Consider the following 24,056-nt stretch of genomic DNA (forward strand, 5'->3'; position numbering starts at 1 on the left):
ATCATGGTTGTAGGAGATGCTTCTTTAGATATAGATTTGTTGGTTATCGGCGCGGGTCCTGGCGGTTACGTTGCTGCGATTCGCGCAGCACAGCTTGGACAAAGTGTTCTTATTGTTGATAAAGACGCTTGGGGCGGCGTATGTTTGAACCGCGGCTGTATCCCATCCAAAGCTTTGATCTCGGCAGCACATACGTATGAGCACGCTCAGCATGCCGATAGCATCGGGATCTCCGTAGAGAACGTGAAAGTGGACTTTGCGAAGGTACAAGCTTGGAAAAACAGCATTGTTGCTAAACAAACAGGTGGCGTTAGCGGCTTGCTAAAAGGCAACAAGATCCAAACGTTCCAAGGTGAAGCGATGTTTATCAACGAGCACGAAGCGCGTGTGTTCAATGATGCAGAAGCACCGCGTTACCGTTTCAAAAACTGTATTATCGCAACAGGTTCCCGTCCGATTGAGTTGAAAGCTTTCCCTTACGGTGGAAGAATCATCTCTTCAACAGAAGCGTTGAACTTGCCTGAAATCCCGAAAAGCATGATCGTTATCGGTGGTGGTTATATCGGGATCGAGCTTGGCCAAACGTATGCGAAATTCGGTACGAAAGTGACTGTATTGGAAGGCTCTGATCACGTGCTTCCTGGCTTCGAGAAAGAATTAACGAAGCTGGTAGCTAAGAACTTAGAGAAAGTTGGCGTAGAGGTTCATACCGAAGCGTTAGCGCAATCCTGTACGAAAACAGACAACGATGTTACGGTTACATTCACAGTTAAAGGCGAAGAGAAACAAGTCACGGCAGATTACGTTCTTGTAACGGTTGGTCGTCGTCCGAACACAGACGGCGAACTTGGACTAGACCTGATTAACTTGAAAATGACAGACCGCGGTTTGATCGAAGTCGATAACCAAGGTAGAACGAGCATTCCTCACATTTTTGCAATCGGTGATGTGGTTCCTGGTCTCTCCTTGGCACACAAAGCTTCCTATGAGGCTAAAGTGGCGGCTGAAGCGATTGCTGGACACGCAAGTATCGTTGATTACAAAGCAATGCCTGCTGTCGTATTCTCCGATCCGGAGATTGCTGGCGTAGGTCTAAGCGAAACCGAAGCGAAAGCGCAAGGAATCAATGTTACCATTGGTAAATTCCCTTATGCGGCTAACGGACGTGCGAACTCTTTGAACGCGGCTCAAGGCTTCGTAAAGCTTGTCGGTGACAAAGAAACAGGCCAATTGCTTGGTGGACAAATCGTAGGACCAGAAGCTTCGAATCTGATCGGTGAGCTAGCGCTTGCTGTTGAGATGGGCGCTAACCTGGAAGATATCGCACTTACGATTCATGCACATCCAACATTGACTGAAATGATTATGGATGCCGCTGAAGGTGCACTTGGACACCCGATTCACCAACTTGGCAAATAATTCTTTAATTACGGTTATTAGATGCCTTTAGATAAAAGTCCCGGGAGTTTGGCTGAAAAGCCACTCTACGGGACTCTTTTAATTTCTGCGGGGGTTGAAGTCCGATCTATTGTCCTGTACGATTGTCATTGAAAAGAAGACTTTGGATAAAGATAATTATGATTACAAACACACGGAAAGAGTGAGGTTATGTCCAACATACGAGATCGATTTCAGAATTATTTACTTGGTACAAGCCTTCAGAAAAAGCTCATTATTTTATTCCTTCCGTTGGCAATTATCCCCTTATCCATTCTTGGAACCTTTTCCTATTATAAATCGTCACAGGTCGTACAAACACAAGTGAGCAAGACGATTCTTGAAAGTTTGTCTCAAGTGAATTACAGCTTGAATTATTTCGTTAAAGATATCGAGCAATTGACCATGTACATTTATAGCAACAGAGAAATACAAGATGTACTGTCTAAGGACCAGGGGAGACCATTAGCAGAGAAGCACCAGGATGAAAAAAGGGTCAATGATATTCTGGATACCTTTCTGGGCTTCAAAAACTGGAATATTGCCATTTACTTGCTTGGAGAGAACGGGGATCGTTATTTTACCGGCAACCTTCTTCCTAATCAATACGACGATTATAACTTGAATTGGGGATTGTTTCGTAAAATGCGGCTAGCAGGAGGCAATATCATATGGGATACGCATTACAGCATGAAAAAGACGGAGGATTTTGGTATTGTCTTAAGCAGTGGCAGGCTGCTCAAGAAGATTGAAACGAACAAACCGCTTGGTTATATGATCGTGGATATTATGGAGAATACGTTGGCTGACAAGTATAACAAGGCCCACTTGCAGCCTGGCGGACAGATGTTACTGTTAGATCGAAATGGCTATGTCATTTCGAGTACGCCGTCCAAGCATATCGTGGGTACGAAGTTAGACGAACCTTATTTAGATAAAGTATTATCAGGTAACAAAGGATTTTTCGAACCAACCAGCAAAGATTCAGCTCCTGTCATGGTCGTTTACGATACATCTGAGATTACGGGTTTCAAGCTCGTTAGTATTGTGCCAGTAGCCGTTTTGACAAAGGAGAGCAGCAGCATCCGTAATTTGATGTTATTTATTATGATCTTGTTCGGTGTTGTGTCCTGCTGGGTTGCCTATGTGTTATCGGTAACGATTACGAATCCGCTGCGGAAGCTGAAATCGCTAATGTATCTCGTGGAAAACGGTAATATGGATGTTGCCTTTTCTTCCAAATATAGAGACGAAGTCGGGCAGCTAGGTCTCAGTTTCAATAAAATGGTACAGCGGATCAAGCAGTTGATCGATGAGGTTTATAAGAAGCAATTAATGCTGAAGGAAGCTGAAATCAAAGCCATCCATGCCCAATTCAACCCTCATTTTCTTTATAATGCACTGGATTCGATCAATTGGATGGCACGTATTCATAAAATGACGGATATTAGTAAAACAGTTATTTCACTTGGAGAGTTGCTGCGGTTTAGCATCCGCAAAGGGCAACCTTTCATCCAAGTTAAGGAAGATATGTATCAAATTCGCAACTTTCTTGTGATTCAACAGATGCGTTACGGGGATAAGTTGGAAGTCGAGATTGATATCGATGAAGAAATCGAATCCTTATATACGCTCAAACTGTTGATTCAACCAATCGTGGAAAATGCCATCACGCATGGATTAGAGATCAAACCGGGAATAGGACATCTTTCAATTAGAGGATGGCGTGATGAGGGATTTGTAAGCTTCGAAATTCGAGACAACGGTGTAGGGATGTCATCCGAAATGGTGGAGCGTATCCTTAGCGGCAAATACGTATCGGATAGTGAGCAGAGTACGGGTATTGGACTGGAAAACTTGATCAAACGGCTTCAGCTTTACTTTGGCTCGAACTATCGTTTTGAAATCGAGAGTGAGGTCATGCAAGGAACGATTATTCTTATCGAAATTCCCATTATGCGCTCAGGAGAGGATCATCGTGTATAAACTATTCATAGTGGAGGATGAGTGGCTTGTCCTACAAGGGCTGAAACTGACAATTCCTTGGGAAGAAATGCAATGCACCGTGATTGGCGAAGCAAGGGACGGACAAGCCGGTTTAGAAGGAATTATCGCTAACCCGCCAGACATCCTACTGACGGATATTCGGATGCCAGCGATGGATGGCATTCAGCTTGCTGAGAAAGTGGCGGAGCTGCTGCCACATGTGAAAATTGTATTTCTTACTGGCTTCGATGATTTTATATATGCCCAAAAGGCAGTTAAGCTGGGGGCTGCTGATTTTGTGCTCAAGCCTACCAATCCAGATGAGCTCATCCAAGTCATTGGACGCATTACATCCAAGCTCGATGAGGATCGCCGATTGCAATTACAACAGGAACGAATGAAGGTTAAGTATGGCTGGGAGCAGCCGTTGATTGAAGAGAAGATTCTCTATGATCTTATGCTGGATTATGCGGGGACGCTTGAAAGAGAATGGTTGTTAGAGTTTGGTACTGGGATAGAAAGCACAGAAGGAGGAGTTGTTATCCCTCCATATCGCGTTTTATTGCTGCAAATGGACGGTCTTAAAGACATGGGTACGGATAGCATCCAGCTTAGGGATCAGATCAAGGAACGAATCAAAGAGCTGTCCACCCTTACTTTAGTGCGAATAAACGAGACGCGTTATGCGCTTTTGGCCAATCGTCAAGTCGAACGAGCCGATCTGGCGATCTTATTTGATAATCTAATGATGTTAGTATCTTCCTATGCACAAAGATGTGTTCTAACGGTCAGCCATTCGTTTACAACGATCGATTTGATTCCGACTGCCTATATCCAAGCCATGCGGGCCTTGTATCAAACTGTCTTTCTAGGTGGCGAGAAAATCATATGGTTTGAAGACATTGAACAGCAGCAAGAAACTGCGAGTGTGAATCATACCGTGTTGAAGGATTTGATCGAATTGGTCAAATGGGGAAATGCTTCATCCATCGAAGCCCAAACCCGGCTGTGGTATTCGCATCTCATACACCTCCATTCTGATGGATTGGAGGCAAGAAGAAGCTTTTTCGAATTTATCGTAACGTTAAATTCGCTCCTGCTGCGAGATAACGAATTGCATAACATAGTTATCGATAGTGGTTTTCTTTTAACATCAATTGAACGAGTGGATGATTCGCTGGAACAATGGTTGATTCGCTTAAACGATGCGTTATTTGAGTGGAACCGGCAATGTGTGGAGCAATCAGATCCTCAAAAGAAGAGCGGGTTCGAGGAGATCGAGCTGTTTATCCGAGAACATTACGCTGAGGATATTTCTCTGCAAGGTATCGCGGAGCGCTATCATATGAGTGAAAGCTACTTTAGCAGGTTGTTTAAAAAGCAGGTTGGAACCAGCTTTCTCGAATACGTGACTTTGATTCGCGTACGACAAGCCAAGGAGTTGCTGACGAATCCCCGTCTTAAAATTTATGAGGTCTCCGTACAAGTCGGTTATCAAGATCCGCGATATTTCAGTCAACTATTTCGCAAGTATACGGGGGAGACTCCTACAGAGTTTCGCAAACGGCTTGGGATTGAGTCCCTTCCTCTATAGGCATAATATGAAAACTCCACTGCATGACTTGGTGGGGTTTTTATTTTGAACAAAAATTTCAACAAATACGAAAATTCGTCACATTGAGAGTGCTTACATTTGAACGTATAGTAAAACTAGAAAGATAAAGACACAAAACATATGGAGGGTTAACAAAATGAAAAAATCACTAACCAGTCTTTTATCCTTGTTGCTTGTCGGTTCTTTGATCGGATGCGGTGCCAAAGAGACCCCAGCAGCGAAACCGACTGAAACTTCTGGACAACCTGCGACTAGTCAATCCTCATCAAAGACGAGCGGTAAGCTTACCTTGTACTCCCCGAATGCAGCTGAGCTCAATAACCCAATTATTAAGGAGTTTCAGGATCGTACAGGCATTGAGGTACAGTTGATTTCCGGTGGTACAGGTGATCTCTTGAAACGTGTACAAGCTGAAGCTACCAATCCGCTGGGCGATGTGTTTTGGGCTGGCGGTGCCGATTCTCTCGAAGCGTATAAAAAATATTTTGAACCTTATAAAACAAAAGAATACGACAATATTTCTCCGCAATATGTAGATAAAAACAATGTGTGGACACCATTTGCTGCACTGCCAATGATCATCATGTATAACAAAGAACTGGTTAAAGCAGGTGAAGAGCCTAAGGGCTGGACAGATCTGACGGATCCGAAATGGAAAGGGAAGATTGCTTATGCGGATCCTGCAAAGTCCGGTTCTTCCTATACGCAATTAATCACCATGCTGACAGCAAACGGAAAAGACCAAGGGTGGGGTTTTATTAAGAAGTTTGTAACCAACCTGGATGGTAAAGTATTGTCAGGTTCCGGCCAGGTTTATAAAGGGGTAGCTGACAAAGAATTTGCGCTTGGAGTTACACTCGAGGAAGCCGCTTATCGTTATGTTGAAGGTGGTGCAAAAGTCGGCATTATTTATCCAACCGAAGGAACTTCAGCTGTACCTGATGGAGCTGCAATCATCAAAGGTGCTAAAAATATGGAAGATGCGAAGAAATTTATCGATTTCCTAGTAGGTAAAGACGTGCAGTCTCTCATTCAAAAGGAATTCAAACGCCGTTCCGTTCGTAAGGATGCTGAAGTGATTCAAGGTATCGCACAAGCCAAGGATATCAAGCTCGTCGACTATGATTTTGATTGGGCTTCCACCAAGAAAGACGAAAATATTAAACGTTTTGGCAAAATTGTATCAGGACAAGAATAAGATTTGATCAAATGAGCGGTGCCTTACTTTAACGGTCTAGGCACCTTTTTCTTAGACATTGGAGGTAAATAACATGCAAAAAATCGTCTTTGACCACGTGACCAAATATTTCGGAACCGCCAAGGCGGTCAATGATGCTCATTTAACAATCCAAGAAGGGGAATTCTTCACTTTACTTGGACCAAGCGGATGCGGAAAAACAACGCTATTGCGGACAATTGCTGGCTTCTACCGTCAAGAAGAAGGCGATATCTACTTCGGCGATCGTAAGATAAATGATGTGCCGACGCATGAAAGAAACATTGGAATGGTTTTTCAAAACTATGCGATTTTCCCACATATGACCGTCTTTGAAAATGTGGCTTATGGATTAAAGGCTCGGAATGTGAATAAAAAAGAAACGGAACAGCGCGTAATGGAAGCGTTGGAGATGGTTCAGCTACAGCACTTGCGAGATCGTGTTCCTTCTAATATGAGCGGTGGTCAGCAGCAACGTATTGCTTTGGCACGGGCTATCGTTATTCGTCCAGGCTTACTGTTAATGGACGAACCGTTGTCCAACCTTGACGCCAAATTACGTATCAAGATGAGATCGGACATCCGTAGGCTGCAAAAGGAACTGAACATTACAACGATTTATGTAACGCATGATCAAGAAGAAGCTTTGGCTGTTTCCGACCGCATTGCCGTAATGAGCGAAGGTATCATTCAACAAATTGCTCCTCCAGAGGACATTTATGCCTATCCGGCCAACCAATTTGTAGCTAATTTTATCGGTACATCGAACTTTATCGAGGCCGAGTGCCGCGGCACTAGCAGCGATCAAAACGAAGCAGAGATTCAATTGCTCGGAACGTCCTTCCGGTTACCTCTCTTGAAGCCATACGAAGGGAAATCGATGTTCTCGCTGCGTCCAGAACGTATACGTCTTGAATCCGAGAACACAGGCGAGAATTTGATTCGAGGTACTGTCAAATCCGTTACTTTCCTTGGCGAAAAAGTAAGCTATTTAATCGAGCTTCCAAATGGTTTTGTGATCGACGTTCAAGAGCATGCTGTTGAACCCCATCAGCTGCGCAAGGTGAAACAGGTTGTTTATGTGAATTTGCAGCTGGACAAAGCAACGATGTTTGATGAAAGCGGTAAGGAGGCGGTCTACCGTGCAAACCGTTAAGAAAAGCCGGTGGTTCTCCTTCAAGCAATGGGACTTCTGGTCCTGGGTAACGCTATTTGTATATCTTTTTCTACTCGCTTTTATTGTATACCCGTTATTCTCCTTGCTGTTCAACAGCTTTTTTAATGACCAGGGGATGTTCTCATTAGCTAATTACGCGAACTTTATTAAGCTGAAGTATTATTACAGTGCGCTTTGGAACAGTTTAAAGGTATCCGTATTTACAACTGTGTTCTCGATCCTAATAGGAGTTCCGCTTGCGTATATTACAACTCGCTACAATGTGAAATTTAAAGGTATTATTCAAATTCTTGTTATTATGTCCCTACTTTCCCCTCCTTTTATCGGAGCGTATTCTTGGATTTTGATGTTAGGCAATAACGGCTTTTTAACACGTTTCATGCATGATATCGGGATTCCATTTACCTCCATATATGGATGGAAGGGCATTGTTTTCGTCTTTACCCTTCAGTTCTATCCACATATTTATTTATATGTTTCAGGTGCACTGAAAACAATTGACACTTCGCTCGAAGAGGCGGCAGAAAGTTTGGGACGTTCAAGCTTCCACAGGCTGCGTACCGTTACGATTCCGTTGATTTTTCCTACATTGTCAGCTGGTGCATTAATGGTGTTTATGGCATCGTTTGCAGATTTTGGTACACCGATGCTGCTAGGCCAAGGTTTCAAAGTACTCCCAATCTTAGCTTACGAGCAGTTCATAAGTGAGATGGGTGGGAACCCCGCCATGGCTAGTACGTTAAGTGTGATCCTAATTGTTTGTTCTACGAGTATTCTATTTCTTCAACGATACTTTGTCTCCCGCAAAAATTATACGATGACGGGTATGCGTACACCGAAAGTGGAAATTCTGGGGCCGATGAAGAAATGGCTATTTACTGGCTTTGCTCTGTTGGTCGCTTGTGTATCGATTATTCCTCAGGCGACGGTCATTGTAACCTCCTTCATCAAAACGAAGGGACCGGTATTTCAAAATGGATTTAGTTTAGATAGTTATAAAGAAATTTTGTTCCGCGTACCTAAGGCGATCTTAAATACGTACACCTACTCCTTAATATCCATCGTGATCATGGTCGTGATGGGGATGCTCGTAGCCTACGTGTTGGTGCGTAGGAAATCGAAGTTAACGGCGATGCTCGATTCCTTGATCATGATACCTTATGTCATGCCGGGAACTGTTCTGGGGATCAGCATGATCATTGCTTTTAATAAGCCTCCTGTCGTACTAACAGGGACATGGGTCATTCTGGTCATCGCTTATGTGGTGCGTAAGCTGCCATACACGATTCGTTCCAGTACGGCAATCTTGTATCAATTGGATCGCAGCGTAGAAGAAGCTTCAATCAGCCTTGGTGTTCCGCCGATGAAGACATTCTTCAAGACAACGGGACGTTTGATGGCACCCGGTGTATTGTCCGGAGCCATTCTGAGTTGGGTAACGACCATTAATGAGTTAAGTTCTACGATTGTTCTTTACTACGGGGCGACAGCAACCATTACGGTGACGATTTACAGCGAAGTATTTACCGCTAACTACGGTACAGGTGCGGCCCTGGCATCGATCTTGTCCCTTACCACGCTAATCTCCTTGATCATAGCTAATAAGCTTAGCAAGAAGGGGCTGCAGTTGTAACGGCTTACGTGATAAGCGTCTTTCATGAAGGCTCATGTTTTCAGGAACTTGTCGTGCTACAATGAAAAAGATTGTCATGATGAGCTTACCGGGAGGAAAAATGAAGCTAAACAGATGGATAATTTGGAGCATAGCGATACAACTGATCCTTATAATTGTAACTTCTTTTATGTTTAATCATAAGAAATCGAATACTACGAGCGGAGAATTTGTTAGTGGAACCGCCCTTTCCATTTGGGTTTACAGTCAAGACTTGGAAACCTCTATTAATGAGTTTCAGCAAACGTATCCTAATATCGATGTGGATGTGAGATACTTCCGCTCGAGTGATCATTTATTTACGGAGTTGATGGCGGCTATTTCCGCTAATGCGGCGCCACAGCTTGCTGAAATTAAAAGCTTTTATGGAATTGGCCAGTTAGTGGATGCCGGGGCGGTGTTTCCCGTAGATAATCTATCTATACCAGAATGGAAGAAACTGCAGCCTACGTTCACAGAGCCCTTCCACTATTCGGACCTAGATTGGGCTGTGCCGATCGGCGGGAGCATACCGTTGCTTTATTACCGGGAGGAACTGATGAAGAACTCTCAAAACGGTTCGTTTTCGGGGTGGAGTGAAGTAGTGAATGCTGCAATAGAAACAAACTCGATTGGGAACGATGGCGTTAACAAAGGGCATTGGGGAATTGCCTTCGACAAAGAAGTGCCGTGGTATTTGGGGAGCTTAAACGTAGAGGCGAGCAATGGGAATCCCGATGAAAATGCTAAGTTCGACTCTGCTATTTCGATGTGGGGAGAGTGGGTTCATAGCTTGAATATTATGAAGCCGCTCACTCATCGTCGGGCTGCAAGTGATTTCATTAATGGGAAAATCGGTTTATTCATAAGCTCTTCTGAACAGTTGCAAACGGTAGAACGATATATTGGCGGTAAGTTCAAATATAATGCCCAGCGGTTACCCAGGCAGGAACAACAGGGAATTGTGCCAAGCATCGATGGGTTGATTGTTTTAAACTCTTCTGAAACCAAAGTGAAGGCGGCAAACAGCTTTATTTCTTATATGATCCATGAGAAGACGCAAGATTCTTTATGGCGTAGTAGTGGTCTAATTCCTTCGCGGTCCGATGTCCTAATGAAACTGCAAGAAGAAGGGCAATGGAGTACGAGTCAAAAGATGATTCTTGATTCGGTACGTATGTTCTCAGCAAAGAGGCCCGCTAAGGGCGACTTCGAACGCTGGGAATATACGCAATCCCTTCTGGAGCAATTGGAACAAGAGCCAAAACTTGTAAAGGAAGCACATTTTGAGGATGAATTCGGGAATTGACCTCGCAAATAGAATGAAGAATGCACGCATACATGAGAGAAAGGTGGCTTAACAACTATGAATGTAGAAAAAATCTCCTTGCAGGGTAGCGGTGAATGGAATGAAGATGCACTCGTCGGCAATGAACGTTTAAATTTATTTGGGGTATTGGATGGTGCAACTTCTCTGCATCCCTTTCGGGGCCCTAACAAAGAAACGGGAGGGTACTTGGCCTCACAAGTAATCAAACAGTACCTGGAGTCGCTTCAAGTGGAGGATGCTTCGGATTTTGATCTCAAGCATTTAGTGATCCAAGCCAATATCCGATTACGGGAGAACATGGCGGAAGCCGGTATCCAAACATCGGATAAAGCAGCTTTATGGACGAGTTCGCTCGCTCTCATCCGAATAGAGGATAATTTTATTGATTATGCCCAGGTTGGAGATTGCATGATTGTTGCCGTTTATCAGGATGGATCGTTTCGAACGATATCACGCGATCAGGTCGCGCATATTGATCTAGAATCCAAACGCATTTGGGAACAAGGTATCGAAAATGGCATTGTTAAGCGAGAAGACCTTTGGGAGCTCGTCAAACCGATCATTTTACAAAATAAATCGAAAATGAATACGATGGCCGGCTATACCGTTTTGAGCGGAGAACCACATCTGGCCGACTTCATCGAGTACGGTAGAATCAACCGTATTCAGTTGAAGTCATTGCTGATTGTTAGCGATGGGCTATTCCCGCATACAGAACTTGGCAGCGAGCCGATTGACGTCATTCACGAGTTGACTACCAGCATTACAAACAGCACATTGGCTGGATATGCGGATTGGTTGATTAATCTTGAATTAAATGATAAGGATTGCCTGCGTTACCCACGTTTCAAGTTATCGGATGATAAGACAGGGATATGGATTCAATTTGAATAGCGTGAGCAGCCATTTTATTTTATGAATAGAAGGTAGTTGATATATGAGATTATCTGTTGGGAAAAAAATTATGCTCGGGATTGCCATCATTTTTGTACTCATGCTTATTATGGCTCTATTTTCACTCAATCGAATGAATATCATGAAGGGACGGATTGATTCCATAACGGCTGTCTCTTTGCCGGGGGTAGAGTTAATCAATGAGTTGAATTTCGAGGTGGAGCATGTCATGCGGTTGACAATGATGCATCTAGAAGAAACGCTCAAGACAGGTAAAGACAGACAGGAAAGCAGTATTGCTCAAGTGTACCGAAAAATCGATTTAACGATGACCGAGTATGATAAAAAGGTTGTCTTGGAAGAAGATCGTAAAAATATCGATGAATTTAAACTTAAATGGAACGAATATAAAGACCTCAACAAACAGATTTTAGAAGCAAGTCAAAATAAGAATGGCGCTAAGGCTGCACAATTGCTTGCAGAAGCAGAAGGGCTAAATGTGAGTGTCCAGGCCATCTTTGACAAAATGAAAATATATAATAAAGGCGAGGCTGTCCATGCAACGAAGGAAGCAATCGGCGCCTTCTCTTCAGCGAAGACCGGTCTGACCTTATTGTTGATCTTTAGCTTGCTTGCAGCGGCAGCAGTCGTTGTGAGTGTTCATCTGCTAGTTTCCAAAGCCTTACATAAGGTTACTTCTCATATTGTCCAAGTAGCCAAAGGGGAACTAGATGTACAGCCTTTAAAAATAAGAAGCAAGGACGAGTTGGGGCAATTGGCCAAAGCAGCGAACGATATGGTTGTTCATTTGAGGGAAACTTTGCAGCAAACGGCTACAACCTCCGCTCAGGTCGCTATTTTATCCGAAGAACTTGCAGCAAGTGCTAATCAAACAGCTGCCTCTTCGAGACAAATTGCCACAGCTGTTCAAGAAGTTGCTGGAGGGGCCGCCGATCAGCTCATCAGTACAGAAGAAGCTGCTAAGGCTATGGAAGAAATGGCTATAGGAATCGGACGAATTGCAGAAACCTCATCCGTCGTTTCGGAAAAGTCCGTTGAAACCTCGATACAGGCCGAGCAAGGAAATGAGTCTATCCGTCAAGTAGTTACTCAAATGGGATTCATTCAAGATTCCACCACCACAACGGCAGACTTTGTAGGGCGGTTGGGGAAGCGATCGGAAGAAATTGGTGCGATTGTATCGATGATCTCTGACATTGCGACCCAGACCAACTTATTGGCATTGAATGCGTCAATCGAAGCAGCAAGAGCGGGTGCAGGAGGAAGAGGGTTTGCCGTCGTTGCAAATGAAGTGAAAAAATTATCTGCACAATCCAGCTCATCTGCTAACGAAATTGCTGCGTTAATCCATGAAATTCAAACAGAAACTAAGCACGCTGTAGAGGCGATACAATCCGTTACTCGTGAAGTTACGATAGGGATCTCTGTAGCTGAAACGACGAGTGAAAAGTTCGGCTCTATTCTCGATTCCATTCAGCATATCAACAATGAAATTCAAGAGGTTTCAGCTATTTCAGAGCAAATGGCCGCTTCATCCGAGCAAATCACAGCATCTATTGCCTCGACGGCATTCATTGCCAGAAATGCTAACGATAATACACAGGCTGTTGCCAGTGCATCAGATATGCAGTTGGTTTCGATGGAAGGCATTTCATCATCCGCTACTCATCTGTCTGCAATGGCTGAAAATCTGCAGCATTTGATCCTCAAGTTCAAATTATAGTGTCTAAATGTTTAAGAACAAGTTGAACTCAAACCGCGCGCACTGATTAGATATGGCACGTGCGGTAAGAGTTTAGTTTTTTTCTGGGCAAGAGGGAATCAATTCAACTATAATGAAGCGGTTTGAGGACGTTGTCGTCTCTTCTTTTGACCATAAAGGACTTCGATAAAAGTTTTTTCAATACATAGCCAAGAATAAATAGACCGAAGCATACACATGCCGAGGTCTTATTTCTGTTTCCCGCATACAATGAACTATTGACAGACTGAGATACCAATAGGGGGAATTTCCATGTTCAAATGGATGTTCGTTACGCTAGTAAGGCTTTTACTTCCGTGCTTGCGTCTGTTTGTGTTGCTTGCTTTTAAGGTGAAAGTGACGGGCATGGCGAAACTCGATATGACGGGCAAAACAGTTCTTATTCCGAACCACGTATCGTTGTTGGATGCGGTGGTGCTCGCTTTGATCTTGCCTAAAGATGTGGCATTCGTAGTGAATACGAACATTGCGAAGCGATTTGCGTGGGTACTCCACTTCAGGGCACATATCACTGTAGATACCTCGAACCCTTATGCGGTTCGTACCATGCTGAAAACGATTCAAAGTGGAACACCTCTTGTCATTTTTCCAGAAGGACGAATCACGACGACAGGTGGCATGATGAAAATATATGGTGGCATCGGATACCTTGCACTACGATCGCAGGCACGCATTGTGCCGATTTCTATTGAGGGTTTGGAGCATTCGAAGCTATCGTATTTACGTGGAAAAATAAAGCAACGCTGGTTTCCAAAGGTGAACATTGCTTTTGGTGAAGCTTTTCAGGTCCCGGCAGGTGATGAGCGGTTCACGAGAAAAGTTCAAAAGGAGCAGGCGACGGAGGCAATCCGCACTAAACTGTTAGATCATTTGCTGGATAGTCGCCTTCAACCCGAGGTTAACTTATTCAACGAACTGCTGGCAGCGGCTAGTCGACATGGTCAATCGCGGGTCATTTGCGAAGATGTGATGAGTCATTCTGCATTGACGTATCGGAAGCTGCAGTTGAGTAGCTATACATTGGCAGTTCGGTTGGGCAAGCTTTTGAATGGACAAAGGCGGGTTGCCTTATTGCTTCCCAATGCCGCGGGACATGTGGTGACGTTGTTTGCAGTATTCCGATTAGGCGTTACGCCGGCGATATTGAATTACTCTGCCGGTAGGCAGGCAATGCTGGAAGCGTGTGAAACGGCAGAAGTGAGTACCGTACTGACGTCTAGAGTTTTTATCGAGAAGGCGGGTTTATCCGATTTTATCCAGAGTGCTAGCAGGTTATTCACGCTTATTTATCTGGAGGACGTTAAGGAAGCGCTAACTTTACAAGATAAGTTCCATGGTTTGTTGGACTTTTTGATGCGGAAGAAGGGGCCAGTGGGTGTTGGTCTTAATGAAGCTGTGCTATTCACTTCAGGCAGTGAGAGTAAACCGAAGGGTGTCGTCCTGACGCACCGAAATATTTGCGCGAATATTCAGCAGGCAAGGCTTGTTATTGCCTTTAATAGTTCAGATAGTGTGCTTGGCAGCATGCCGATGTTTCATTCGTTCGGGCTGACAGCGGGGACGATGCTTCCGATTCTTTCGGGGTTGAAGCTGGTTCTATATCCCAATCCTTTGCATTACAAAGTCATTCCAGAGCTCGTGTATGACAGAAATATTACGATTTTATTTGGCACGTCAACGTTTCTTGGTGCTTACGCGAGAACGGCGCATCCTTATGATTTTGCTCATTCCTTGCGTTATGTTGTGGCTGGTGCCGAAAGGCTGAAAGAGGAAGTGCGCCAAATTTGGCAGGATAAATTCGGGATTCGCATTCTAGAGGGCTATGGAACGACGGAAACGACGCCCGTTATATCACTAAATACACCGATGCATGGGAAGAAAGGTTCGGTAGGCAAATTGCTGCCAGGGATTGAGGCTGTGGTGGAAGCGGTAGATGGGATTGCGACAGGTGGTCATCTGCTCGTTAGAGGCCCGAATGTGATGAAAGGGTATTTGATTCATAGTCGGGGCTTCGTTCCTGCATCGGAGTGGTATAGCACCGGGGATATTGTGACGTTGGATGATCAAGGTTACTTGTTCATTCAAGCGCGTTTGCAGTCTTTTGCTAAAATAGGTGGCGAAAAAGTATCGCTTCTCATGGTCGAAGAGCTTGTATCTAAGAGTTTGGCCGCACCTGCGGTTTGTGCTGCTGTCCATGTGCCTGATCGGCGAAAAGGTGAGCGCATCATTGTTTTTCATACCAGTAAGGTGAGTCCTCTTGAAGCGCTCCGCGAGTTGATGAGGCAGGAGGGGCAGCCCGTGATTTATATGCCTTCTGAGTTTCGCTATATCGAGAAGCTGCCGCTATTGGGGAGTGGGAAGATTGATTATGTGACGATGAAGCAATGGGCACTGACAAGCGATGGTGAAGGTAAAGGTAAACCCACAGCTTAAGCTGTGGGTTTTGAACGTATGACGGTAATGGCGGCAGGTAGGAGTTCGATTTGAAGAGGAGTGGAACCGGCGAACTCTCCGTCTGCTTGGACAAGCAAGGGCTTTTCTGTCCGAATAGAGATCGATTTTCCTTTATAAAATGTTACAGCAGGATGCTCGGTGTGCTTACCTTGGTACACGGTGAAAAGAACGGGCAAGAGGCGAATGCGGCTTTTGCTTTGAATAACAACAACATCGGCCATTCCGTCTGTTGGACTTGCTGTCGGGCAAATTTGAATGGCGCCTCCGTAAAAAGGAATATTCGCAACGGCAGCCAGCCACATATTGGGTAATTTCGTTACGCTTCCGTCTACCTCTATCCATGCGGTGGAAGGTTGATAGGTTGCGAACACACGAAGGATAGAGATGAAATAAGATAACCTACCTAATCCAAGGCGGTTGAGAAACTTTTTGTAGCTGGCTTCATTCGTAAGTTTGGCGACCATGCCGTCAAAGCCTGCGCCGATGCTATTAACTGCCACCTGATTAATCTGACTGGCATGAAGTAGGTCAATTTGCAATGTGTCGGCGGCATGTAGGGCAATGTGTAGTGCTTCCAATGGATGATTAGGTATACCGTAGGCTTTTGCAAAATCATTGCCTGTTCCTGCCGGGATAACCGCGAGGGAGCAGACTGGAGAGGAACCGTTGCTATTCTGATGCTGCCAAACGCCACCTGCTGCTTCATGAACGGTACCATCTCCGCCAATAATAATAATCCGGTGAACGTGATGCACTTGTATCAGTGTAATGGCATGTTGCGTTGCTTCACCTGCTTGGGTTGTTAATTTGGCTAAATAAGAGATTCGATTCGCTTGAAGGTAGGCTTGGATGTCTCCCCAGATGTTAGCTCCTCTGCCATTGCCTGAAAGCGGGTTCACAATAATTCCGATTGATTCCATGTGTATTTGCCCCTTATCTTTTCGCTGAGGTGGTAGTTTATGGTAAGTGAAACGATTGCTCTACGTAGGTTTTATACGAATTTTCCTTTACATAAGGGGCACTGTTTTGTAAAATAAACCATAGGTAAATTAATTATTTTTGATGTTAGATTTTATGCCATGGAAAAGATTGTTAGATGATTTACACTCGGGGGGAGAATGGGTAACTTTGAAATTGAAATCGGAATTGAACAGCATGCATAGCACAGGAAAGCTCAACGTGAACCTGTCCATCCTTCGTAATCTGAAACTTCGTTTTAAATTGCTGTTCATGAATGCGATTGCCATTTTATTTTTATTAATTGTAGGGATTACGGGCTATCATTATATGGACAAGATGTCTAGCAACTCTACTAGAATGTACGAGGAAAGTCTGCTATCTGTCAAATGGATTAATCAACTAAAAACAAATTTCAATGAAACCGAGTCTAATTTGCTAGAGATGATGCTATCCACGGATGTGAAATATAAGGCTAAGTTAAAAGCCAAGTTGGATGAGAATGCGGGCACGAATAAAGATTTAGTTACGAAAATTGCAGGGATTGCGCTCAATGAGGAAGAGGCCGGAGCCTTCAAAAGCTTCGAGGAATTGAACCTGAAATATCGTGAATTCGTCACTAAAACCATGGATCAAGCGTCGCAAAATAATCAAGTTGCTTATCAGGTTTACAATAATGAAGTATCACCGCAAGGTGATAAAACGGTAGAAGCATTAGATAAGCTTGTAGGGCTCAAAGAATCCGCGGCTGAACAATTCCAGAAATCCAGTAGTTCGGATTCAGCGACCTCGCATTGGGTCATTATACTGACGATCATCATTGCAATTATTGTGATGACCTTGGGTGCATTGACGTTGGATATGATCATTTCTACACCTATTCGCAAACTCCAAGAAAACATGGAAAAGGCAGCCGGTGGAGATCTGTCCGTAAAAGGGGACTACCCTTATGAGGATGAGGTAGGTAAGTTAACGAATTCCTTTAATGTCATGACAGGAAGCTTGCGCAGCCTAGTTATGCAAATCTCGGATAATGCTTTAACACTTTCAGCGAGTTCCGAAGAGCTTCTTGCTAGCTCAGAGCAAAGCTCTCTGGCGGCAAGGCAGGTTGCAACTTCTAGTCAGAAGTTATCGGAGGATTTCGATAAGCAATTTGCTGGTGTGACGCAAGCGAATGAGGCCGTTGGTCTTATGCTGACTAGCACGAAGCAAATTGATGAGTCGGCGCAAGTGGTTGCTACGCTAGTGAATCAAGCGACGCAGGCCGCTCAGCATGGTAAACAATCGGTCGTTTCGATCGCGGGACAGATGTCTGAGATTTCAGACGCGGTCCGTGACGTTAATGTGGTTATCGAAGCTTTGGGTAAAAATGCACACAAAATTGGTGAAATCGTCAATGTCATTAACGAGATTTCGACGCAGACGAATCTGCTTTCCTTGAATGCAGCGATTGAAGCAGCTCGTGCAGGAGAAGCTGGGCGTGGATTCGCGGTCGTTGCTGGGGAAGTGCGCAAACTTGCGGAGCAGTCGTCCACTTCGGCGCGAAATATTACGGATCTGGTTTCGACGATCCAACGACAGATCAACCAAGCTGTTAGCTCCATGCATGCAGGAGCAGGAAAAGTGCAAGAGGGATTGACGATTTCGGCGGAAGCACAGGAATCGTTCGTACATATCGAGACTTCGGTCGAGAAAGTGAATACGAAAGTGGAAGATGTGAATCGGAACATCCACCAGCTTGTAGATGCGAACTTGCGTATCGAGCAAGTGATGCGCATCGTGAGCTCCGTTTCGGAGACGGGGATTTCCGTCAGCCAAGAGACATCTGCTGCGAGTCAGCAGCAAATGTCGACCACGGAGGAAATTGAGAATTCCGCGAAGTCACTGGCAGGACTAGCGGAAGAATTGCAAATTTCGCTGCAGAAATTTAAGGTGTAAAGTGAACCCGCGGGCGTTGTGCCTGCGGGTTTTTGGTAATGCCGTTAGTGATGAAAAACATCACTACAGCAGGTGAATCGGGGCGAATCCGAGGAAAATGATGCTGTTAGTGATGAAAAACATCACTAAAGCAGGTCAAATCGGGAGGAATGCGCGGATAGTGATGCGGATAGTGATGAAAAACATCACTGTAGAAGTTGAAGCGGGCGAATCCGCCGAATCTCTCCGCACTAACCCATCATATGCTGAAGTATTTCAGCCGTTGGGCGGTAGCATCGGATCCGTTGCGTCCCTTTTCCTGCAGATTCAAGCATGTTTTTCTCATGCATGACCTTGAGCAGTTGGCGTGCTTTCTGAGCTTCGATAGCCAGTACTTGACATACATCTTGAGTTGTAAGGACATTATTACTGGAAATCGCATAACGCAAAATTTCCTTCTCCACGTAGCTTATCACTTTGACCGGACCTTCGTTCATACCCAGATAGGGGCCCATAAATTGTTGTAAGATTTGTTGGCACATACGTGGGCGATCTTTGATATCGTCGTAGGAGAAACGGAGGATTTTCCAGCCATCGATGATGAGGTGGTTTTGACGAATGAGGTGATCCGAGAATTGGGAGCGGCTAATTTGCGAGGCGTGGGTTGTGAAACCGTCGATTTGGATAGCAAGTTTGAGTGTATGTTTGATAAAAGCAAAATCAAGGAATCGGGTTCCATCTCGGAAGTCTTTCACTTCATATTCAGGATGAAGATCGTTGAAATGTTTAAAAGAAGGCCACCAGACCTGCAAAAGAAATAGTTTTTCAGCATGACTGTGGCCCTCCAATAGTCTGCGAAGAGAGTCACCTTTTCGAGTAGACGTGTGGTACGCGATAAAGCCGTCATGTGCAACTTCAAATTCAATTTTCATGTGGATGCCTCCTTGAAATAAATAAAGCCACTTCTCTATATCAGCCTGGGCGGATATTAGAAAAGCGGCGTATGCTTTACGACCAACTATTTCTATATACTAGCACATACACACAGTATATCAACAACGTATTGACACACTTGTACAATTATTATATAATATTAAAGTTGATTGAAATGAAACCATATAAACACTTCATATTTAGCCTCATTTACCCCACACGAACGATTAGCGAGAAGAAAGTAACCCCCTCTCCTTGTTTGTTTTTCTCCCAATGCGCAGTCCATCAGCTCATTTATGGTAAACCCGAGGCAACGTAAGTGTTTCGGCAGTAAGTGTTTGTAACGCAATTCGCACTGGCGCGGTCATTGGAGCCGCAAGGATGAAAGAGAGGTAGGGCTTTCATTGTTTTGATATTCCAACACATGAATTACGCAATTTCATAGAGATCAATTGTAGTTAGATAAATCGTTTTCGTGCTGATCAGGTGCGGGAACGATTTTTTATGTTGATCATGGCTGGTGAATCATAGGCACTTCCATTACAATAAAAGCAAATCAACCATGGTTTGCTGGAGGTTTGATCAGGGTTGTAAGGATTGTAAGGATTGTAAGGATTGTAAGGTTTGATGGGGTTTGGAAGGTTTGGAGGCTCGGAAGCTCTGGAAAGTTTGCAAGGTTGGAAAGTGGAAGGCTTTACGAAAGGTTGATTGTGAATTGAGGGTTTGTTTTAACGTAAGGTTTTGATCATACATAGAAAGAGGCACACTTCCCATGCCAGAACAAGTATTTGAACTTAAAGCAACATGGACAGGCGGTCTTCATGGGACCGGCCAACTCCAAACGGATGGCTTCCAGACATCCATTTCCGTCCCAAGCGAATTTGATGGTCCCGGCGTGGGGAGGAATCCCGAAGAAATGCTGCTCGGCGCCGCGGCAACCTGTTACATAATCACCCTAGGCACACTGCTCGCAAGAGAAGGCATCCAATCCCTTGAACTCAGCTCTCACATCTACGTCCAGAACCGACCAACGATGAAAGTGAACGCGATCGTCCATCGTCCTCTTATTCTTGTGCCACCACATATGACCGAAGCTCAACTGGATAAAATAAGCAAAGCCGCATTCCGTGCGGAACAAACTTGCATGATTAGCAAAGCCTTGCGAGGCAATGTACATATAAGTGTAGAACCTGAGATTCGAATCTCGGGAGCGTAACCAGATGTCCGATTCGATCTAGAAGGAGAGCAGCGCAACGATGAATCTGAACAAAAAAGTATTTATCGGTTTTTTACTTTTCATCATCATCCCTTTATTCGTCCTAGGGTCAGCGGTGTACACGGTCTCCCAGCAGCTTATTGAGAAGAAATACGGAGACTTAACAGAAGTCACGCTGCAAGCGATCTCTCGTAATATTTACTACATGTTCAAGGAAGCGAACTATTTCTCCGACTTCTGGATGGTAAAAGATAGCATCCAAGGCATCTATCGTACGATAGATGCAACGAAACCGAATGCGGATCCCCTCTCCTCCTATGATTTGAACACATTTGATACGCTGCTTCGCGGCTCGATTCTGACGTATTCACCGGTTCAATCCGTCGTCATTTACAACAATAGCGGCAAATCTTTTAGCGCAGGGCGAACGAGCGGAAGTTCAATTCCATGGCAAACGATTCAGCAAAGCATGGCCTTCCAGCACATTCAGGAACTGAATGGCAGTCCACTCTGGATTGGACCCTCCGAGTTCAAGGAGTTCGGTTCAGGCCGCGGCGAATTCTACCAAGCGCGCATGGTGAAAGATTTTTGGACAATGGATAATCTCGGCTATATGCTGTTGAAATTTAAATTTAATGAGCTGGATCAAATATTCAAATCCTTCAATACGAGCGAGCAAAACTCCAAACGTTATCTGCTGATCAACAAAAACGGTCTTATTTTTTACGATAATAAACAAAGCTTAGAAGGGGCGAATGTCCTTCAATTAACCCAGGGTAAATTGGATCTTGGATTCAACAATTACAGTTTTAAAGCCGATTTTCAAAATGAAAAAAGTCTGATTTCCCTCTATCATTTGAATATTAATGGGATGGGGGTTCAGGATTGGAGTGTCGTGTCGATCACGTCATGGAAATATGTCGCTGGGGAAATCGAGACGATTATGAAGCTGGTGGCAGGTATTACGTTTATTTGTTTGTTCTTTGCTCTGGTCTATAACCTTGTCTTTGTAAGACGTATTATTCAACTGATTCTTCGCATGCTGTCCTCTATGAAAAAGGTGGAGCGTGGTGATCTGACTACCCGTTTGGAAGTGAGCGGAAAGGATGAAACCACAGCGCTAGCGAGAGGATTTAATAGTCTAGTCGTAAGGATTGAGGATTTGCTGGAAGAGGTGAAGCGTCAGCAGGACCGCAAAAACAAAGCAGAGCTCATGTTGCTGCAAGCGCAGATTAAGCCTCATTTTCTTTTTAATACACTCGAGTCAATTAATGTACTCGCCATCCAAAACCAAGGAAAGAAAGTCAGCCAGATGGTGATTCGTCTAGGGAATTTGCTGAGAATCGGAATGGAAAACCGGGAAGAGATTACATTGAAACAGGAGCTTGAGCATTTGCGCAGCTATTTGGAAATTCAGGAGTTCCGCTTTGAGGATCAGTTTCAATATACGATCGAGGCGCCTCCGGAACTGCTCCATGAGGACATTCTGAAGCTAACCTTGCAGCCATTGGTCGAGAACAGCTTGCAACATGGCTTTGAACCCATTGATTATATGGGGGTAATTTCGGTGAAGGTTGTGGACGAAGGCGATCGGATTGGGCTATATGTGACGGATAATGGCGTGGGCATTAGCAACGAAAAGTTAGCGAAATTCCATTATAAAACCGAGCTGGAGACGCCTTTTCATGAGATTCTGGAATCGAATGAAGAGCGCAGAGGCCTTGGTGTAAGTAATGTTGCCGATCGCGTTCGGATTCAATATGGCGAGCACTATGGGATGTTTATTTGTTCCCAAGAAGGTCAAGGTACAACGATGAAAGTGATCATTCCGAAAAGGAAGAGGGATGCAGGGTGAGGTTAAAAGCGATTTTGGCAGATGATGAGCCTAACATTTTACGTAATTTGCAAGCGGTCATTCCTTGGGAAGAGCTCGAAATTGATATTGTAGGCACAGCCAAAAATGGTCTTGAGGCCTTGGAGCTATGTATTCAGCATATCCCGGACATCGTGATGAGTGATATTCGGATGCCGCAAATGGACGGCATTACGTTTATCCATAAGCTCCGGGAAATCAATGAGGACTGCACGGTGCTGATGGTGACGGGGTATCAGGATTTTGACTATGTGCGCTCACTGTTGCGGGTGGGGGTGAGTGATTATATTCTAAAGCCGATCAATTACGAAGAACTGGAGAATTCGATTCGTAAGCTTGCCGGCGAAATTCGTGCCAAGAAACAGAACCATCAGGAAGAACTCCTTAAGTGGGGGAAGATCAGAAGCTTGGCTTACGAGAAGATTTTGCAAGATATCATGATGGACTATGCGGATATTACAGCGAGTACGCAACTCCCAATTGATCAAGGGGATTTAGAGACACTGCGCTATGTGTTTGCCATTATTGATGTAGATAATTATTCCCAGAAATCATTGCTGTGGACCGAGCAAGAACGCAAGCTGTGGAACTTCGCTGTACGTAATGTCCTACAGGATTCCTTGGCGGACGAGATATCCAACCACACCGTTCTTCAGATGCGAGAAGGGGAATGGTCACTGCTCATGGCGTGGGAGGAAGCTGACCCTATGTCCGTAGAAATGAAATTGCTTGAGCTAGCCCCTAAGCTTCAACGAAATGTTAGTCAATCTGTGAAGCTGGGGATTAGTGTGGGCTACTTTCCAGGGCCTGTAGGATTACAACAGTTAGCGGATACGTATCGAAAGCTGCAGAGATTCATGCAGTTGAATTTAGATAAGCAGCAATCTGTGCTGCCATATAAAGAAGCCAAAGAATCTTCGGATGCGAGTAGTTCGCTTTGGTTTTTGGTAGAGGAAATTGTTACAGGCATGAAGCAGTTGAATCGTCCAAAGACCGAGGATGCGCTGAATCGCCTTAAATTATTGCTGGAGGGTTTGTCGGAGGGTTCATTCGCTCGCGCCTATCAGATGCTGCACTATTTGATCCTGCATGTGCTGAGAGAGCTGCGTGAAATGAATGCCCTCGATAGTCAGGAAGAAGAACAGATTTGGCGTGAGCTGGATAAAAGCGAAAGTATCCCGCATTTACTGCAGGTTATGGTACAACTTGTATCGAACGGGCTCGAAGGTACGAATAAGAAGAAAAATAGTGAGCTCCTCATGGCAGCTGCTAAGGATTATATTCGAACGCATTATTCAACGGATTTCGGCATTGAAGATGTAGCCAGCTCCTTAGGGATTAGTTCGAGTTATTTCAGTTTGTTATTTAAACAACACTTTGGGGAAACCTTTGTGGAGTATGTGACGAAACATCGGATGGAGCAGGCGAAATCCTTGTTGCTTCACAGTGACAAAAGCATTACGGATATCGGAAAATGTGTGGGTTACATTGAACGGCGCTATTTTACTAAGGTATTTCAGAAGTTTACTGGCGAAATTCCTTCCGAGTATCGTGATAAGCGTAAGGAAGGGAACTAGAGGAATTTGCCCCTAGATTAGGAATTTATCTGTCTTTAGT

Annotated in this window: 16 protein-coding genes; 14 read left to right on the forward strand and 2 right to left on the reverse strand. The window is 44.4% G+C overall.

Annotated features, from left to right (window positions below; translation table 11 throughout):
* Nucleotides 1-3: 3 nt before the first annotated feature.
* The 10 genes from lpdA to ASL11_RS05225 all read left to right on the forward strand — a co-directional run bounded on the left by lpdA (nucleotide 4) and on the right by ASL11_RS05225 (nucleotide 15,522).
* Nucleotides 4-1,419 (forward strand): dihydrolipoyl dehydrogenase, encoded by a 1,416-nt coding sequence (gene lpdA / locus ASL11_RS05180; RefSeq protein WP_056610503.1) that lies wholly within the window; start codon nucleotides 4-6, stop codon nucleotides 1,417-1,419.
* 189 nt (nucleotides 1,420-1,608) lie between these two features.
* Nucleotides 1,609-3,423 (forward strand): sensor histidine kinase, encoded by a 1,815-nt coding sequence (locus ASL11_RS05185; protein ID WP_056610506.1) that lies wholly within the window; start codon nucleotides 1,609-1,611, stop codon nucleotides 3,421-3,423.
* Nucleotides 3,416-5,017 carry a response regulator gene (locus tag ASL11_RS05190; protein ID WP_056610509.1) on the forward strand — a complete coding sequence of 534 codons (1,602 nt, stop codon included), beginning with the start codon at nucleotides 3,416-3,418 and terminating at the stop codon, nucleotides 5,015-5,017. The genes ASL11_RS05185 and ASL11_RS05190 overlap by 8 nt, the downstream gene beginning before the upstream one ends.
* A gap of 157 nt (nucleotides 5,018-5,174) precedes the next feature.
* On the forward strand, nucleotides 5,175-6,236 hold the full coding sequence (locus ASL11_RS05195; RefSeq protein ID WP_056610512.1) for an ABC transporter substrate-binding protein: 1,062 nt from the start codon (nucleotides 5,175-5,177) through the stop codon (nucleotides 6,234-6,236).
* Between the two features lie 73 nt (nucleotides 6,237-6,309).
* A complete protein-coding gene (locus tag ASL11_RS05200) occupies nucleotides 6,310-7,410 on the forward strand; it encodes an ABC transporter ATP-binding protein (RefSeq protein WP_056610515.1) in 1,101 nt (366 codons plus the stop codon).
* Nucleotides 7,397-9,064, forward strand: coding sequence for an ABC transporter permease (locus ASL11_RS05205; RefSeq protein ID WP_235550386.1), 1,668 nt, complete (start codon nucleotides 7,397-7,399; stop codon nucleotides 9,062-9,064). The genes ASL11_RS05200 and ASL11_RS05205 overlap by 14 nt, the downstream gene beginning before the upstream one ends.
* Nucleotides 9,065-9,164: 100 nt before the next feature.
* Nucleotides 9,165-10,391 (forward strand): extracellular solute-binding protein, encoded by a 1,227-nt coding sequence (locus tag ASL11_RS05210; RefSeq protein ID WP_056610521.1) that lies wholly within the window; start codon nucleotides 9,165-9,167, stop codon nucleotides 10,389-10,391.
* Between the two features lie 57 nt (nucleotides 10,392-10,448).
* Complete coding sequence (locus ASL11_RS05215) at nucleotides 10,449-11,306, forward strand: protein phosphatase 2C domain-containing protein (protein ID WP_056610524.1); 858 nt, start codon at nucleotides 10,449-10,451, stop codon at nucleotides 11,304-11,306.
* A 43-nt stretch (nucleotides 11,307-11,349) separates the two neighbouring features.
* Nucleotides 11,350-13,050, forward strand: a complete 1,701-nt coding sequence (locus tag ASL11_RS05220) for a methyl-accepting chemotaxis protein (RefSeq protein ID WP_056610527.1) — start codon at nucleotides 11,350-11,352, stop codon at nucleotides 13,048-13,050.
* 291 nt (nucleotides 13,051-13,341) lie between these two features.
* Nucleotides 13,342-15,522: an AMP-binding protein gene (locus ASL11_RS05225; RefSeq protein ID WP_235550387.1), complete on the forward strand. Its 2,181-nt coding sequence runs from the start codon at nucleotides 13,342-13,344 to the stop codon at nucleotides 15,520-15,522.
* On the opposite strand, the gene ASL11_RS05230 is transcribed toward ASL11_RS05225, so the two are convergent.
* Nucleotides 15,519-16,463 (reverse strand): diacylglycerol/lipid kinase family protein, encoded by a 945-nt coding sequence (locus tag ASL11_RS05230; RefSeq protein ID WP_056610530.1) that lies wholly within the window; start codon nucleotides 16,461-16,463, stop codon nucleotides 15,519-15,521. The genes ASL11_RS05225 and ASL11_RS05230 overlap by 4 nt on opposite strands.
* Before the next feature lie 208 nt (nucleotides 16,464-16,671).
* On the opposite strand from ASL11_RS05230, the gene ASL11_RS05235 reads away from it, so the two are divergent.
* Nucleotides 16,672-18,438, forward strand: a complete 1,767-nt coding sequence (locus ASL11_RS05235) for a methyl-accepting chemotaxis protein (RefSeq protein ID WP_056610533.1) — start codon at nucleotides 16,672-16,674, stop codon at nucleotides 18,436-18,438.
* A 230-nt stretch (nucleotides 18,439-18,668) separates the two neighbouring features.
* Here ASL11_RS05235 and ASL11_RS05240 read toward each other — a convergent pair whose 3' ends face one another.
* Complete coding sequence (locus ASL11_RS05240) at nucleotides 18,669-19,349, reverse strand: endonuclease domain-containing protein (RefSeq protein ID WP_235550388.1); 681 nt, start codon at nucleotides 19,347-19,349, stop codon at nucleotides 18,669-18,671.
* Between the two features lie 773 nt (nucleotides 19,350-20,122).
* On the opposite strand from ASL11_RS05240, the gene ASL11_RS05245 reads away from it, so the two are divergent.
* The 3 genes from ASL11_RS05245 to ASL11_RS05255 are packed head-to-tail and all read left to right on the forward strand — an operon-like array spanning nucleotide 20,123 to nucleotide 24,016.
* Complete coding sequence (locus tag ASL11_RS05245; protein ID WP_056610536.1) at nucleotides 20,123-20,566, forward strand: OsmC family protein; 444 nt, start codon at nucleotides 20,123-20,125, stop codon at nucleotides 20,564-20,566.
* 40 nt (nucleotides 20,567-20,606) lie between these two features.
* Entirely contained in the window at nucleotides 20,607-22,421 is a 1,815-nt protein-coding gene (locus ASL11_RS05250; protein ID WP_056610539.1) for a cache domain-containing sensor histidine kinase, read from the forward strand.
* On the forward strand, nucleotides 22,418-24,016 hold the full coding sequence (locus ASL11_RS05255) for a response regulator transcription factor (RefSeq protein WP_056610542.1): 1,599 nt from the start codon (nucleotides 22,418-22,420) through the stop codon (nucleotides 24,014-24,016). Before ASL11_RS05250 ends, ASL11_RS05255 begins: the two co-directional genes overlap by 4 nt.
* The last annotated feature ends 40 nt before the right edge of the window (nucleotides 24,017-24,056 follow it).

It is taken from the genome of Paenibacillus sp. Soil750 (genome assembly GCF_001428045.1).
In the GTDB taxonomy this organism is placed as follows: domain Bacteria; phylum Bacillota; class Bacilli; order Paenibacillales; family NBRC-103111; genus Paenibacillus_E; species Paenibacillus_E allorhizoplanae.

Excerpts from the sequence above, each read along its gene's own strand:
- lpdA (WP_056610503.1), top strand. The coding sequence starts at position 4 with ATGGTTGTAGGAGATGCTTCTTTAGATATAGATTTGTTGGTTATCGGC.
- ASL11_RS05195 (WP_056610512.1), top strand. The coding sequence starts at position 5,175 with ATGAAAAAATCACTAACCAGTCTTTTATCCTTGTTGCTTGTCGGTTCT.
- ASL11_RS05250 (WP_056610539.1), top strand. The coding sequence starts at position 20,607 with ATGAATCTGAACAAAAAAGTATTTATCGGTTTTTTACTTTTCATCATC.
- ASL11_RS05185 (WP_056610506.1), top strand. The coding sequence starts at position 1,609 with ATGTCCAACATACGAGATCGATTTCAGAATTATTTACTTGGTACAAGC.
- ASL11_RS05230 (WP_056610530.1), bottom strand. The coding sequence starts at position 16,463 with ATGGAATCAATCGGAATTATTGTGAACCCGCTTTCAGGCAATGGCAGA.
- ASL11_RS05225 (WP_235550387.1), top strand. The coding sequence starts at position 13,342 with ATGTTCAAATGGATGTTCGTTACGCTAGTAAGGCTTTTACTTCCGTGC.
- ASL11_RS05215 (WP_056610524.1), top strand. The coding sequence starts at position 10,449 with ATGAATGTAGAAAAAATCTCCTTGCAGGGTAGCGGTGAATGGAATGAA.
- ASL11_RS05210 (WP_056610521.1), top strand. The coding sequence starts at position 9,165 with ATGAAGCTAAACAGATGGATAATTTGGAGCATAGCGATACAACTGATC.
- ASL11_RS05220 (WP_056610527.1), top strand. The coding sequence starts at position 11,350 with ATGAGATTATCTGTTGGGAAAAAAATTATGCTCGGGATTGCCATCATT.
- ASL11_RS05200 (WP_056610515.1), top strand. The coding sequence starts at position 6,310 with ATGCAAAAAATCGTCTTTGACCACGTGACCAAATATTTCGGAACCGCC.
- ASL11_RS05240 (WP_235550388.1), bottom strand. The coding sequence starts at position 19,349 with ATGAAAATTGAATTTGAAGTTGCACATGACGGCTTTATCGCGTACCAC.
- ASL11_RS05245 (WP_056610536.1), top strand. The coding sequence starts at position 20,123 with ATGCCAGAACAAGTATTTGAACTTAAAGCAACATGGACAGGCGGTCTT.